This window comes from Aeromonas sp. S12(2024) (assembly GCF_041402305.1).
GTDB lineage: Bacteria > Pseudomonadota > Gammaproteobacteria > Enterobacterales > Aeromonadaceae > Aeromonas > Aeromonas veronii.
Genome location: NZ_JBGLRB010000001.1, coordinates 358578 through 372330, shown reverse-complemented (window position 1 = coordinate 372330; position 13753 = coordinate 358578). Strand labels below are relative to the sequence as shown.

Genomic DNA, 13753 nt, shown 5'->3' with positions numbered 1-13753 from the left:
AAGCGTTTAGACAACATCATAATTCAGGCCCCAATGCGAAATGCAGCCGCAAGGGCTTGTCCTCCTCCGATACCCCGACCGCCAGATCCAGCCTGACCTGACCGATGGGGGTGACCCAGCGCACACCGACGCCAGTACCTATTTTCCAGGGTTCGCTGTAATCGGTGGTGGAGGTGCCGCCATCCACAAACATGGCCCCCAGCCACTTCTCGCTGAAGCGGTAGTTGTATTCCAGACTGGCCACGCTGGTGTAGCGGCCACCGGTCAGCTTGCCATCCGGCCCGGTGGGGGAGATGCTCTCGTAACCAAAGCCGCGCACCGTCTGATCGCCACCGGTAAAGAAACGCAGAGAAGGCGGCACCAGCGAGAAGCTGTCACCTATGATGGCTCCCTGCTCGGCCCGCATCAGGAATCTGTGGTTATCGCCAAGAGTTCGCAGCCACTTGCTGCGTCCCCACACCCGCATAAAGCTGATGTCGGAGCCCCATCTGGGATCGGAGAACTCCAGCGTCAGCTGCTGGCGATCCCCCCAATCGGGCACCAGGGTACCGCGCACCCGCAGTCGGGACCAGGAGACCCCGGGGATCAGCAGCAAGCTGTTCCCCTCGTCGGCACCCTGGGTATAGATCTCGTTCTCCAGCCGGATAAAGACGTCCCGATCCCAGCTCTCCGGCCGCCGCGTCCAGCGGTGCACACCGATGGTAGTGAGATCGGAGCGGGTATCGTTGTTGTCCTTGTACTGGTAGCCGGTCTGGATGGAGTAGTAGTCCCGCAGCGGGTTGCCCACCGGGATCTGATAGTCGAAGCTGAGCTCTGCCTCCGGCGCCGACACCTTGGCGGTGGCAAACAGGCGGTGGCCGTAGCGGTTGACCCAGGGCTTCTCCCAGGTGGCACTCATCCGCGGCCCCACGTCGGTGGCGTAACCGATACCGGTCTCGATTTCGTGATCGACCCGGTTATCCAGCGTCACCGCAATGGGCACCCGATAGTTGCTCGCCTCGCTCAATACCGGCTTGATATCGACCTGACGGAACAGCTTGGTGGAGGAGACATCCTGCGACATCTCGGCCAGACGGATGGCGAGATAGGGGTCGCCGCTCTTGATGTTGATAAGCGGGCGGATCAGGTGAAGCGCTTCGGGGGTAGCATCGTAGCGGATCTCGCCGAAACGGTAACGATGGCCCGATTCGAACAGAATAAAGATCTCTGCCGTCCCCTTGTCCGGGAACACCTTGACCTGACTCTTGCTCAGCTTGGCATCAAAGTAACCGCGGGCCAGCCCGAGACTGCCCAGATCCGCCTTGATGGATTCATATTTGGCGTGGTTGAGAGGCTCGCCCTCTTTGAGGGGCAACTTGTCCAGCAAGGCGCTGTAGAGCTCGTCGCTGCCCGCATCCCCCTCCAGCAGAATATCGAGGCGGGAGACGATGACCGGCTCCCCCTTGTCCACCTCAATCACCACTTTGGACGGGGTTTTCTTGTCGCGGCTCAGGGTGATTTTCGGCTGGTAGTAGCCATACACCTGCAGCGCCTTTTGCACGCTCTCGGTAATTTTTGCGCGGGCCGGGCGGTATTGCCGCTCCTGATAGACCGGCAGGGCATTGAGGTAGGCTTCAACGTTATCCTTGTTCTCCCCTTTCAACCCCTTGACCTGATAGGTGAGCTTGGCGGCAAACGCGGGCGAAGCCAGCAGCGACAGCAACAGGCCCACCCCCAGTACCCGCAGGCCGCGGCGAAACGCAGGGCCGGACAGTGAACGCCCTGCCAGCAGGGATGAAATGCATCCTGTCAAAGGTCAATATTCCTGAATCTGTGGTGAAGGAAACCAGCGCCCTTTCGGGCCAACCCCGAATGCGGCGCAGCACGCCATGCCGTGCATGGCCGTGACACAAAAATGCGCGCCAGAAAAATGGCGAACCTTATCCTAACATAGGCATCCGCCAGCGACAGCGCAGCACCATTGGCAAATTCGCCATATCTTTTAAGAGGTTGACCACAAATCACACATTTTGGTGACAATGACGCCGCCCGCTTTCCCGATGAGGGCGAGCTGACCCGCCCTGAACAAGGTTCACTTCGTCGTCAGGCACCATTTGTCACCTCTCCCCCTCTCATTACCACCAGAAGCCCACCACGACAGAGTTTGTCGGCATCACCCCACCCTCACCGTTTAACAGGCCCGGCACACACCAAAGCCCGCCGTAGCGGGTGATTAAGAATTGCTCGTTCAGCGCAATCGAATTATCCCGCTGCCTTTGCAGACGTCCCTCCCTCACACTTGAACCATCAACTGAAGGAGACACATCATGCATGCACGTAGCGAACAGATGGCTGACTATATTGCCGATCGTCTCGAGTTCATCACCTTCCTCGCCTGTTGCAGCGCCCTGCTGGCCCTGCTGACCGGCATGAGTGGCCAGCAGGCGCTGGCCTTTACCGCCCTCAACCTGCCGTTTGGCCTCGGCATTTTGCTGGCGATGGCACTGCTGGCCCCCCTGCCCGTCCACTGGCGGCTGCCGGGCATCACCTTGCTGCTGGCAGGCTGCGCCCTGATGACCATGCAACTGGGGGGCGAATGGCTCAATCCGCTGGCCATCTGGAGCCTCTACGCCCTGCTCGGGCTGGAGATCATCTGGCAAGCGCGTCCCCGCGCCATGCTGGCCGCCCGCGCTCGCCAATAACAAGTCTGACGAGCGCCGGTAAATGGTGGGCTGTGATGGCTGACGCCGGTGGCAAATTGGGGTACTCTTGCGCCCCCATTTGTCACCACACTTGGCATTAACAACCTTCGCCATCACTCCCAGGAGCGCCCCGATGAAAAAAGCCTGTGCCCAGCACATTCTGGTCAAGACCGAAAAACAGTGTCTGGAGATCAAGGAGAAGATCGAGAAGGGAGCCGACTTCGGCCAGATGGCCAAGCGCTTCTCCACCTGCGCTTCTGCAAAACGCAGCGGCGATCTGGGGGAGTTCAATAAAGGGGATATGGTCAAGCCCTTCGACGATGCCGTCTTCAAGGGTGAACTGCTCAAGGTGCTTGGGCCGGTGCGCACCAAGTTCGGCTTCCATCTGATCAAAGTGCTCTATCGCAACTAAGTCATCGCAACTGACCATTTTCTCGGTGAAGCTCCCGTCAGGCGGGCTTCACCTCCCTCTGCATCTCCCTCGCAAAACTGACCAAAACCACGCCAAACTCGCATCAATTTACTAACGTTATCAGGCAATTAAGTTTATCCTTCTCGGCATTGTCCACATTCGACGATGGATCCCGTGCTATGCCCCGCTCTTGCTTGTGGCCCCTGCTGGCCTGGTTACTCCCGCTCGCTGGCGCCCTCGGCAGCCGCTTTCATCTCTGGCCCTGGTGGATCGGTTTTGCGATCTGTCTCATCGGAGCCCTTGTCTCCCTGATCTTGCTGGTACGCCTACCCTGGAGCCGCAACCGCTACGCCAGCGGCCTTGGCGCCTTGCCACTGCTGCTACCGCTGACCTTTGTGGCACAGGCGCTGCGCATGCCGCTGATCAACGATGTGAGCACAGATCCCTACAATCCCCCCCAGCTACGCTGGGCGGCAGAGCTGAGAACCGCGCAGGATCTGCCAATAAATAGCGCCCCGCTGAAAGCAGTTGAGGCAAAACCCGGTCCTCTCTTTACCCATACCGCCCCCGAAGAGGTGGTTATTGAGGCTGAGGAGCTGATGCAGGAGCTGGGCTGGCAGGTACGACCCAGCCCCGACGGTCTGGATGCAGTGGTCACCACCGGCTGGTTCGGCTTTCAGGATGATGTGGCGCTGCGGGTCTTTGCTGGCCCCAAAGAGACCCGCATCGATATGCGATCAGCCTCCCGTCAGGGGCAAAGCGATCTGGGCACCAACCGGGCGCGGATCGAGGATTTCCTGACCCGCCTGAACGAGCGCCTCGGCCAGGCCTACAAACCCAATTTGAAACCGTAAGTGTGAAACAACAAGAAGGTAACTGATGCGCGTTGAGGTCAAACCCGACCGGGAATATGCCTGGTTTATCCGCCCCTTTTTCTGGCTGCAAAAGCGCAACTATGGTCAGGTGCTTATTCCGGGCAAGTGCTGGGGCCGCTCGCCGCGCCTCTTTGCCGCCGTCGCCACCCTCTATGGCGTCATCAACCGCAAGCGCTCCCCCATAGATCCCGTGCTGCGCTCGCTGGTGACGGTGCGGGTCTCCCAGCTCAACTGGTGCCGTTTTTGCGTCGACATCAACGCCATGACCTTGGTAAAGAGAGCCGGTTCCAGCGAGAAAGTGGAGGCGCTGGCCAACTGGCGCGAAAGCCCCTTGTTTGACGAGCGGGAAAAAGCGGTGCTCGACTATACCGAAGCGATGACTGGCCTCGATGGGGTGAGCGATGAACAGGCTGCCCGCCTCAAGCCCTGGTTCGACGACGATGCCATGGTGGAGCTGACCGGTCTTATCGCCTTTCAGAACATGTCGGCCAAGTTCAACGCCGCCCTCGATATCGCGCCGCAGGGCTTCTGCCAGCTGCCGGTGCAACCGGAACGCCCTGCCCAGCCAGACAGCAAGGACGCCTGATGAACCGGACCCGCCTGCTGCTTGCACTGGTGATGGGGAGCCTTATCGGCACCTTTTTTGCCCTCGATCTTGGCCGTTACCTCACTCTGGACGCCTTGCAGGCCCAGCAGGCGGCAGTGGCGCAATGGGTCGACGGCCACTTTGTCTCGGCCAGCCTGCTGTTCGTGCTTATCTATGTGCTGAGCACCGCCCTCTCCCTACCCGGCGCCAGCTTGCTCACCCTGGGTGGCAGCGCTGTGTTCGGCGTCGGCTGGGGGCTACTGCTGGTCTCTTTCGCCAGCACCCTAGGCGCAACCCTGGCTTTTCTCAGCGCCCGCTTTCTGCTGCGCGACTGGGTCGAGCGGCGCTTTGGCGACAAGCTGGCCACCTTTCAGTCCGGCATGGCGAAGGAGGGGGCCTTCTATCTGCTCAGCCTGCGCCTCATCCCCATCTTCCCCTTCTTTTTGGTCAATCTGCTGATGGGGCTCACCCCCATCAGAGTCAGCACCTACTACTGGGTCAGCCAGCTTGGCATGCTGCCCGGCACCTTCGTCTATGTGCTGGCGGGCAGCGAGCTTGGCCAGTTAACCAGCACCGGCAATATCCTCTCCCCCGGCCTGATGGTCGCGTTGACCCTGCTGGGGCTGATGCCCTGGCTGGTCAAAAAATTGACCACACACCTCGCCCAACGGCGCCTGCTCGCCCCTTACCGTAAACCCGCTCGCTATGACTACAACCTGCTGGTGATCGGTGCCGGTGCAGGTGGGTTGGTTACCAGCTATATCGCGGCAGCGGTGAAGGCCAAGGTGGCGCTCATCGAGAAGCACAAGATGGGAGGCGATTGCCTCAACAGCGGCTGTGTCCCCTCCAAGGCGCTGATCCGCAGCGCCCGCTTTGCCGCAGAGCAGCGTAAAGCCGACGAGCTGGGCTTTAGCCAAAGCCACTCCCGCGCCGATTTTGCGGCGGTGATGGCACGGGTGGCTGAGGTGATCAAGGAGGTCGAGCCACACGACTCCATCGAACGCTATCAGGGGCTTGGAGTGGAGTGCATCGAAGGAGAGGCGCGGCTGGTCTCCCCCTGGGAGGTGGAGGTTAACGGCCAGCGCCTCGCCAGCCGCAATATCGTTATCGCCACAGGCGCCCGGCCGCTGGTGCCCAAGCTGCCGGGGCTGGAACAGGTGCCTTACCTCACCTCGGATAGCCTCTGGCAGCTGCGCACCCCGCCGCGCCGCCTGCTGGTGCTGGGCGGCGGCCCCATCGGCTGCGAGCTGGCCCAGAGCTTCGCCCTGCTCGGCATTCCCGTGACCTTGGTGGAACTCTCGGAGCAACTACTGCCCCGCGAAGATAGAGAGGTAGCCGACGCCCTGGCCGAGCAGATGAGCCGCGATGGCGTGCAGCTACTCACCGGCTGGCGCGCCGAACGAGCCGACTATCTGCCCGCAGCCAAGGGGGATCTCCCCATCCGGCTGCAACTGCGCCGGGGCGATGAGACACAAGTGGTGGAAGGGGATCAACTGCTGCTGGCACTGGGTCGGATCGCCAACGTCAGCGGCTTCGGACTCGAAGCGTTGGGGGTCGAGCTTGCCCCCCGCGGCACCATAGCGGTCGATGGTTTTCTTGCCACCAACTTCCCCAGCATACTGGCGGTGGGAGACGTAGCGGGCCCTTACCAGTTCACCCACTTTGCCGCCCATCAGGCCTGGTATGCGGCGGTCAATGCCCTGTTTGGCCAGTTCAAGCGCTTTCGGGCCGACTATCGGGTTATTCCGGCGGCCACTTACACCACGCCGGAGATTGCCCGGGTCGGCCTCAATCGCAAGGAGGCCGAAGCGCAGGGGATTCCCTGCGAGGCGACCCGCTTCGAGCTGGCTGAGCTGGACAGAGCCATCGCCGATGGGGAGCGCCAGGGTTTTGTCGAGGTGCTGACCGTGCCGGGCAAGGATACTATCCTTGGCGCCACCATAGTGGGCACTCACGCCGGTGAACGGATCGCCGAGTTCGTGCTTGCCATGCGTCACCGCCTCGGCCTTGGCAAGATCCTCGGCACCATTCACGCCTATCCCACCCTGATGGAGGGGAACAAATATGTGGCGGGTGAATGGAAAAGGGCCCACCAGCCCACCCGGGTGCTGGCGTTGCTGGCCCGTTATCACCGCTGGCGCCGTGGCGCCTGACAACCAGAGAAACGTTTATGCTCAAGCCATTCTCACAACTCAACTCACAGCTCAAACGGCGGCTAAACGCCCTGCTGTGCGCCCTGCCCCTGCTGGCCAGCGGCCCGCTGTTGGCGGCCAACCCAGACGACAACTGGCAACAGACCCTTGAGGAGGCGAAGGGGCAGACCGTCTACTTCAACGCCTGGGGCGGCAGCCCGGAGATCAACGCCTATCTGGTGTGGGCCGGGCAGGAGCTGGCGCGCGACTATCAGGTCAAGCTGGTACAGGTGAAGGTGGATGACATCGCCCAGAGCGTCAGCCAGCTGCTGGCCAACAAGCAGGCGGGTAAGCAAGCGGGCGGCCCCATCGATCTGCTCTGGGTCAACGGCGAGAACTTCAAGGCGCTCAAGGAGCAGGGGCTGCTCGGCGCTCCCTTTACTGCCGAGCTGCCCAACATGGCGCTGGTCGACAGCAGCCTGCCGGTGAGTGAGGACTTCACCCTGCCGGTGGCAGGGCTTGAAGCCCCCTGGGGCATCGGCCAGCTCAATCTGATGGTCGACACCGAAGAGGTCACCAGCCCGCCCACCTCGGCATCAGCACTGCTGGCGTGGGCCAAGGCCCATCCAGGTCGCTTCACCTACCCCAAGCCGCCCCAGTTCCATGGCTCCAGCTTTCTCAAGCAGATCCTGCTGGAATTGACGCCAGACCCGGCCCCCCTCTATCGAGAAGCGACCGAGAGCGAGTTTACCCAACTCACCGCCCCGCTCTGGGCCTGGCTCGATGAGCTGCATCCGGCACTCTGGCGCAAGGGCAAACTGTTCCCCACCAGCGCCGCCGAAACCCGCCAGCTACTCGATGATGGCGAACTGGCCATGGCTATCAGCTTCAACCCGCAGGAGGCGCAGAGTGCCGCCCAGATTGGCGCCCTGCCCCCCAGCGTGGAGGCAGTTGCCATGGAGAAAGGCGCGCTCACCAACAGCCATTTTCTCGCCATCCCCTTCAACGCCAGTGCCCGTGCGGGTGCCAAGGTGGTGGCCAACTTCCTGCTGAGCCCGGCGGCGCAGGCACGAAAAGCCAATCCGGCCTTCTGGGGTGATCCCAGCGTGCTGCGGGCCGATGCGCTGCCTGACTCCGCCAAAGAGCAACCGGCTCTGCGCTTCAAAGCGGTGGCCGAGCCTCACCCCAGCTGGCAGCTCAAACTGGAAGCGGCCTGGGCCGAGCGTTACGGTCACTGATGAGTGCCGCTGGTCACCCGCTTTCCCGCTCCCGACCGTGGCGCCGGTTGACACGCCACCCCAGTATGAGTGCGGGGATGGCGGTCATTTATCTGGCGATCTTCGTCATCCCCCTGCTGGCGGGGCTGTGGCAACTGCTGGCGGAGGGGATGGCCGCCTCTCATCTTGCCTTGCTGCTGGCCCAACCCGGTCTTTGGCACTCCGCTGCGCTGAGTCTGTGGATTGGCGCCGCCTCAACCCTCGGTAGTCTGCTGATGACCGCCCTGCTGCTGGCCCACAGCGACAGCCGGGCTTTCGGGCTGCTCCGTCGTCTGCTCTCGCCCATGCTGGCCATGCCTCACGTCGCCTTTGCCATCGGTTTTGCCTTTCTGCTCGCCCCCTCCGGCTGGCTGCTGCGGCTCATCTCGCCAGCGCTGACCGGGTTTGAACTGCCTCCCGATTGGCAGACCATTCGCGACCCTTGGGGGCTCGGGCTGATTGCACTGCTCGTTTTCAAGGAGACCCCCTTTCTGCTGCTGATGGCGATGGCCGCACAGCAACCCATCCAGCTGGCACGCCAGCAGTGGCTGGGGGCGAGCCTCGGCTTCAGCCCCCCCCAGATCTGGTGGCGCCTGCTGCTGCCGGCGCTCTGGCCCGCCCTGCGCCTGCCCATCTATGCGGTGGCAGCCTACGGAGTGGCGGTGGTGGATCTCGCCCAGCTGCTCGGGCCCGATGCCCCCGCCCCGCTGGCGGTGCGGTTGTGGCTCTGGTATCAGGATCCGGATCTGCTCTGGCGCGGCGCCACCGCCAGCGGCGCCCTGCTGCTGCTCGCCATCACGGCGCTGCTGATCGCCATGCTCAGATTACTGGAGTGGCTTCATCAAGAGGTGGGCAAAGGCTGCTGGCTCGATGGCAAACGGGCGGCGCCCCACTCCTTTGCCAACCGGCTCGCAGCAGGCTCTGCACTCACTCTGATCACCCTTAATCTGGCGGTGCTGGCGGCCCTGCTGCTCTGGTCACTGGCGCGCCGTTGGCCCTTTCCCGCCCTCTGGCCCAGCCAGTGGAGCAGTCACTACTGGCTGGATCTGCTGCCAACCCTGCTGCCACTGCTGGTAACCAGCGCACTGCTGGCGCTGGTGAGCGGCTTGTTGGCACTGATGATGGCGGTGTGCAGTCTGGAGGCACAAGCCGGCCGCCGCCCCTGGCCACTCTGGCTTATCTGCCTGCCGCTGTTGCTGCCGCAGGCAAGCCTGCTGTTTGGTATCCGGCTCGGGTTGGACTGGCTTGCACATGACTCGATAAGCAGCGGCATTGGCTGGGGCTGGGTGCTCTGGAGCCAGCTGCTGTTTGTCTTTCCCTATGTCTATTTGTGCCTGCACGGCCCCTATCGCCAGTTCGATCCGCGGATCACCCAAAGCGCCCTGCTGCTGGGAGCAACGCCATGGCGAGCCTGGTGGCAGGTCAAAGCGCCGCTACTGGCGCGCCCGCTGCTGTTTGCCTTCAGCGTCGGGGCGGCGGTGAGTTTGGCCCAGTATCTGCCAACCCTGTTGTTTGGCGCTGGCAGAGTGGTCACCATCACCACCGAAGCGGTGGCCATCGGCAGCGGCCTCAACCGGCGGCTGGCGGGGCTCTACGGCCTGCTGCAACTGCTGCTGCCGCTCGTTATCTATCTGCTGGCACTCTGGCTGCCGGCGCGGATCAATCCGGCGCTCAAGGGGGGCGGCTCACGATGAACTCTGATGATGGAAACAGCCATATGCTGAGCACCACGCCTCTTCGACTTTACCTTGATGAAAATCTGCTGCTCTCGCTCCCTACCCTGCAGGTAGCCCCCGGCGAGGTATTGACCCTGATGGGGCCGAGCGGTTGCGGTAAAAGTTCCCTGCTGGCAGGGCTGGCAGGAGTACTGCCCGGCGCGCAGACAGATGGCGGCCCGATCCGGCTGGAGGGGGAGGTAAGGCTCGGCGAGCGGCCACTCAACACTTTGCCCGCGCAAGCGCGGCGCATCGGCATGCTGTTTCAGGATGACCTGCTGTTCGACCATCTGACGGTGGCGGAGAACCTGATGTTCGGCATGCCTGCGATCATCAAGGGAAAACGTGCGCGGCGGGAAAAGGCACTGGCCGCATTGGCACAGGTCGCGCTGGCGGATCAGGCTGACAAGCTGCCGCAACAGCTGTCAGGGGGTCAGCGGGCGCGGGTCAGCCTGCTGCGGGCACTGTTGGCCGAACCCGATGCCCTGCTGCTGGACGAGCCCTTCTCCCGCCTCGACAAGCCGCTGCGGGCCGCCTTTCGCGAGCTGGTATTCGCTCAGATCAAGGCGCTGGCCATCCCCGCTATTCTGGTGACCCACGATGCGGAAGACGCGCCGGGCACCATACTCAACCTCACCGAATGCCACTGTTAACCGAGGAGTGTTCACCTTGTTTGATCGCCATCTGATCCCCGTGATCCGCAGCCCCCTCACTCAGCTTGCCAAACCGCTCTGCCGCGCCGGGGTCAGTGCCAATCAGGTGAGCCTCACCGGCTTTGCCATCGGCATGCTGGCGTTGCCGCTGCTGGCCTTTGGCTGTTATTCATGGGCGCTTGTGGCCATCCTGCTCAACCGGCTGCTGGACGGGCTCGACGGCGCCGTGGCGCGGGAAACCGGCATCACCGATTGCGGCGGCTTTCTCGACATCACGCTGGATTTTATCTTCTACGCCGCCGTGGTGCTGGGCTTTGCCCTCGCCGCCCCTGCCAATGCGCTGCCCGCCGCCACCCTGCTGTTTGCCTTTATGGGCACCGGCTCGAGCTTTCTGGCGTTTGCCATCATGGCGGGCAAGCGGGGGATCGACAATCCGGTCTATCACCACAAGTCCCTCTACTATCTGGGCGGCCTCACCGAGGGGAGCGAGACCATCGCCCTCTTTGTGCTGATGTGCCTGTGGCCCGCCGCCTTCGCCCCGCTCGCCTACGGCTTTGCAATGCTCTGCGCCATTACCACCCTGACCCGACTCTGGAGCGGTTACCACACCCTGCGTCCCCCCCAGCGCGAAACAGCACAGCCCTCACAGAAGGGCTAATCCATCGCACGATGAATTGGCGGCAAACAAGGCGCACGGAACACTTGCACGGGGATGACAATGTTTTACCATTGCGACACTTTATCAGTCTCTTTGAGAACCCTATGCGTCGCCTTGCCTCTCTTCTCACTCTGTCATTATTCCCCCTGCTCGGTGGCTGCAGCAGCGCCCCCGCGCCAAAGCCCTTGGTCGTCCCCCAGCCCAAGAGCGCCTTTATCAATCAGGCGCCATCGAGCAAACCCGTTTATACACAAGGGGTTAGCAAGGGGGACTTCGCCAATCGCCCCAACGTGGACCGGTTCGTCCAGAAGATGGTCGAGAAGCACGGTTTTGACAATGCCCAGCTGCATCAGGTGCTGGCACAAGCAGAGCGTTACGACTGGATCATCCGCCTGATGGATGCCCAGGCGCCGACTACCGCCAAGCCCACCGGCCCGACCGGTGCCTGGAACCGCTATCGCGCCAAGTTCATCACCCCGGACAACGTACAGAATGGCGTCAACTTCTGGCGTGAATACGCAAGCGAGCTGAACCGGGCGGAGCAGATCTACGGGGTGCCGCCTGAGATCATCGTCGGCATTATCGGGGTGGAGACCCGCTGGGGCCGGGTGATGGGCAAGACCCGCATTCTGGATGCACTGGCCACGCTGGCGTTTGATTACCCGCGCCGGGCCGAGTTCTTCACGAGCGAATTGGAAGCCTTCCTGGTGATGACCCGCGATGAGGGGATGGACCCCACCGAACCCAAGGGCTCCTATGCGGGCGCCATGGGCTACGGCCAGTTTATGCCCTCCAGCTTCCAGCGCTATGCGGTGGACTTTGATGGCAACGGCCACACCAACCTGTGGGATCCGGTAGATGCCATCGGCAGCGTCGCCAACTACTTCAAGGCCCACGGCTGGGAGAAAGGCCAACCGGTGGCGGTGCGCGGTCAGGGCCAGCTGCCCGGCTATGAGCACGGCTTCCAAACCCGCTACCCGGTCGCTACCCTGCGCCGCGCCGGGCTCACCCCCACCAGCAGCCTTGGCAACCACAGCGAGTCGAGCCTGCTGCGCCTCGATGTCGGCACCGGCTACCAATACTGGTACGGTCTGCCCAACTTCTACACCATCACCCGCTACAACCACAGCACCCACTACGCCATGGCGGTGTGGCAGCTGGGGCTGGCGGTGAAAGAGGCCAAAGGCGGTTACTGAGTCAAGCACTGATTTGCCAACAAAAACGGGCCTGCTGGCCCGTTTTTGTTATTCGTTTTCCAGCAACCAGCGTTTGAGCAGTGCCGCTAACTGAGCCTGCTCCGCCTCGGTCAGTGGCGCCAGCAGGCGACGCTCGTTGGCCACGTGCAGCTCAACCGCTCGGTCGATAAGCGCTTTGCCCGATTCGGTGAGGCTGACCAGCAGGCTGCGCCGATCGCTGGGCGCCGCTTGCCGCTCTATCAGTCCCCGCTCGGCCAGCTTGTCGAGCCGGGCCGTCATGGCCCCCGAACTCAACATGGCCGATTGGTAGAGCACTGTCGGCGTCAGTGGCTCACCCGACCGACGCAGGGTCGCCAAAATGTCGAAGTCCGTGCCTAGCAGGCCGCACTCCTTAAGCTCTTCACTCACCTCGCGACCGGCAATTGCCGCCATCCGGGCTACCCGACCCAGCACCCCCATAGGAGAACAGTCGAGATCCGGTCGCTGCCGGGCCCACTGAGCCAGCAGCAGGTCTACATGATCTGATTCCATCGCCAACCACTTATCTTCATATCGAGATACTTGATGATAAATCAATTTGGCGCTAACTTATCTTCACTTAAAGATACTTTTCAAAGAGATAAATAATGCCAATGCTGATCGCCTTGCTGGCTCCACTGCTGTGGGGCAGCACCTATGCTGTCGTCAGCCTCTACCTGACTGACTACTCACCCTACTGGGTTGCCGTATGGCGGGCACTGCCTGCCGGGCTGCTCTTGTTACTGTTACATCCGCGCATGCCGCCTCTGCCCTGGGGCAAGCAGTTCCTGTTGGCGTTTTGCAACATTGCCGCCTTCTTCGCTTTGCTGTTTGTGGTGGCCTTCCGGCTGCCGGGGGCAGTAGCAGGTACACTTGGTGCCACCCTGCCGCTGGTGCTGATGCTACTGGCCTGGTTGCAAGATGGCACACGACCAAGCCTGAAATGGCTACTGCTGGGATTGATGGGGCTGGCTGGGGTATTACTGTTGCTCAACCCCTCTGCCAATCTGGATCCTGTCGGAGTTGCATGCGCCATGCTGGCCACAGTGCTGATCGGCCAATCCAGCCGCTGGATGCGCCACTGGCCAGTAAACGATCTGCTGGCGCTGACCGCCTGGCAATTGCTGCTTGGGGGCTTGATGCTGATCCCGCTCGCCTGGTGGCTAGCTGGCCCAATGCCGTTACCGGATCCGGCCAGTGTGCCGGGATTGCTCTGGTTGATCCTGCTCAACACCGCGCTGGGCTACTGGGCCTGGTTGTGGGGATTAAAGCACCACGGCCCAGAGGTGATGGGCATGCTGGCCCTCACCAATCCCATGATGGCTGTGTCGCTTGGGGTATTGATGGTGGGTGAAACCCTGGATGTCAGCCAGTAGATCGGCATCGGGGTGATCCTGCTCTCACTGTTCCTGATGAAGCTGCCAGCACGCCCCTTCTTCAAACGTTGGCAAGCCCGCCGAGCGAGTACAGGGATCTGTAACGAGGTGTAAACACCAGACCACCTCACCCCATGCATAAACAAGAGGAGCCATTGCGGCTCCTCTTTTTAGTCAGCGGTCAGTGACTGGAAG

Annotated in this window: 12 protein-coding genes and 1 pseudogene; 11 read left to right on the top strand and 2 right to left on the bottom strand. The window is 62.2% G+C overall.

The annotated features are described in order from the left end of the window. Positions 1 to 16 precede the first annotated feature (16 nt). Positions 17 to 1792, bottom strand: coding sequence for an autotransporter assembly complex family protein (locus tag ACB035_RS01685; protein ID WP_005334265.1), 1776 nt, complete (start codon positions 1790 to 1792; stop codon positions 17 to 19). A gap of 514 nt (positions 1793 to 2306) precedes the next feature. On the opposite strand from ACB035_RS01685, the gene ACB035_RS01680 reads away from it, so the two are divergent. From ACB035_RS01680 to mltB, 10 genes are all read left to right on the top strand, one after another. Next, positions 2307 to 2681: a hypothetical protein gene (locus ACB035_RS01680; protein ID WP_371166520.1), complete on the top strand. Its 375-nt coding sequence runs from the start codon at positions 2307 to 2309 to the stop codon at positions 2679 to 2681. A 133-nt stretch (positions 2682 to 2814) separates the two neighbouring features. Next, the gene (locus ACB035_RS01675; protein WP_005334269.1) at positions 2815 to 3093 is read left to right on the top strand and encodes a peptidylprolyl isomerase; all 279 of its coding nucleotides are present in this window, start codon (positions 2815 to 2817) and stop codon (positions 3091 to 3093) included. 179 nt (positions 3094 to 3272) lie between these two features. Beyond that, a complete protein-coding gene (locus tag ACB035_RS01670; protein WP_216977405.1) occupies positions 3273 to 3947 on the top strand; it encodes a DUF1499 domain-containing protein in 675 nt (224 codons plus the stop codon). Between the two features lie 25 nt (positions 3948 to 3972). After that, a complete protein-coding gene (locus ACB035_RS01665; RefSeq protein WP_021231092.1) occupies positions 3973 to 4554 on the top strand; it encodes a carboxymuconolactone decarboxylase family protein in 582 nt (193 codons plus the stop codon). Further along, on the top strand, positions 4554 to 6707 hold the full coding sequence (locus ACB035_RS01660) for an FAD-dependent oxidoreductase (protein ID WP_371166519.1): 2154 nt from the start codon (positions 4554 to 4556) through the stop codon (positions 6705 to 6707). Before ACB035_RS01665 ends, ACB035_RS01660 begins: the two co-directional genes overlap by 1 nt. Before the next feature lie 17 nt (positions 6708 to 6724). Next, positions 6725 to 7924: an ABC transporter substrate-binding protein gene (locus ACB035_RS01655; RefSeq protein WP_371166518.1), complete on the top strand. Its 1200-nt coding sequence runs from the start codon at positions 6725 to 6727 to the stop codon at positions 7922 to 7924. Between the two features lie 77 nt (positions 7925 to 8001). Next, a complete protein-coding gene (locus tag ACB035_RS01650; RefSeq protein WP_371166517.1) occupies positions 8002 to 9636 on the top strand; it encodes an ABC transporter permease in 1635 nt (544 codons plus the stop codon). A 23-nt stretch (positions 9637 to 9659) separates the two neighbouring features. Then, the gene (locus tag ACB035_RS01645) at positions 9660 to 10310 is read left to right on the top strand and encodes an ATP-binding cassette domain-containing protein (RefSeq protein ID WP_371166516.1); all 651 of its coding nucleotides are present in this window, start codon (positions 9660 to 9662) and stop codon (positions 10308 to 10310) included. Positions 10311 to 10326: 16 nt separating this feature from the next. Continuing rightward, entirely contained in the window at positions 10327 to 10968 is a 642-nt protein-coding gene (locus tag ACB035_RS01640) for a CDP-alcohol phosphatidyltransferase family protein (protein WP_005334287.1), read from the top strand. Between the two features lie 104 nt (positions 10969 to 11072). Next, positions 11073 to 12164: a lytic murein transglycosylase B gene (mltB, locus tag ACB035_RS01635; RefSeq protein WP_371166515.1), complete on the top strand. Its 1092-nt coding sequence runs from the start codon at positions 11073 to 11075 to the stop codon at positions 12162 to 12164. A 48-nt stretch (positions 12165 to 12212) separates the two neighbouring features. On the opposite strand, the gene ACB035_RS01630 is transcribed toward mltB, so the two are convergent. Next, positions 12213 to 12695 (bottom strand): MarR family winged helix-turn-helix transcriptional regulator, encoded by a 483-nt coding sequence (locus tag ACB035_RS01630; RefSeq protein WP_058058051.1) that lies wholly within the window; start codon positions 12693 to 12695, stop codon positions 12213 to 12215. A 95-nt stretch (positions 12696 to 12790) separates the two neighbouring features. Here ACB035_RS01630 and ACB035_RS01625 point away from each other — a divergent pair. Continuing rightward, positions 12791 to 13672 (top strand): annotated as a pseudogene (locus ACB035_RS01625) (DMT family transporter). The last annotated feature ends 81 nt before the right edge of the window (positions 13673 to 13753 follow it).

Bases quoted from the DNA above. Each gene is read 5' to 3' on its own strand.
- ACB035_RS01680 (WP_371166520.1), top strand. From the start codon at position 2,307: ATGCATGCACGTAGCGAACAGATGGCTGACTATATTGCCGATCGTCTC.
- ACB035_RS01675 (WP_005334269.1), top strand. From the start codon at position 2,815: ATGAAAAAAGCCTGTGCCCAGCACATTCTGGTCAAGACCGAAAAACAG.
- ACB035_RS01670 (WP_216977405.1), top strand. From the start codon at position 3,273: ATGCCCCGCTCTTGCTTGTGGCCCCTGCTGGCCTGGTTACTCCCGCTC.
- ACB035_RS01665 (WP_021231092.1), top strand. From the start codon at position 3,973: ATGCGCGTTGAGGTCAAACCCGACCGGGAATATGCCTGGTTTATCCGC.
- ACB035_RS01660 (WP_371166519.1), top strand. From the start codon at position 4,554: ATGAACCGGACCCGCCTGCTGCTTGCACTGGTGATGGGGAGCCTTATC.
- ACB035_RS01655 (WP_371166518.1), top strand. From the start codon at position 6,725: ATGCTCAAGCCATTCTCACAACTCAACTCACAGCTCAAACGGCGGCTA.
- ACB035_RS01650 (WP_371166517.1), top strand. From the start codon at position 8,002: ATGGCGGTCATTTATCTGGCGATCTTCGTCATCCCCCTGCTGGCGGGG.
- ACB035_RS01645 (WP_371166516.1), top strand. From the start codon at position 9,660: ATGCTGAGCACCACGCCTCTTCGACTTTACCTTGATGAAAATCTGCTG.
- mltB (WP_371166515.1), top strand. From the start codon at position 11,073: ATGCGTCGCCTTGCCTCTCTTCTCACTCTGTCATTATTCCCCCTGCTC.
- ACB035_RS01630 (WP_058058051.1), bottom strand. From the start codon at position 12,695: ATGGAATCAGATCATGTAGACCTGCTGCTGGCTCAGTGGGCCCGGCAG.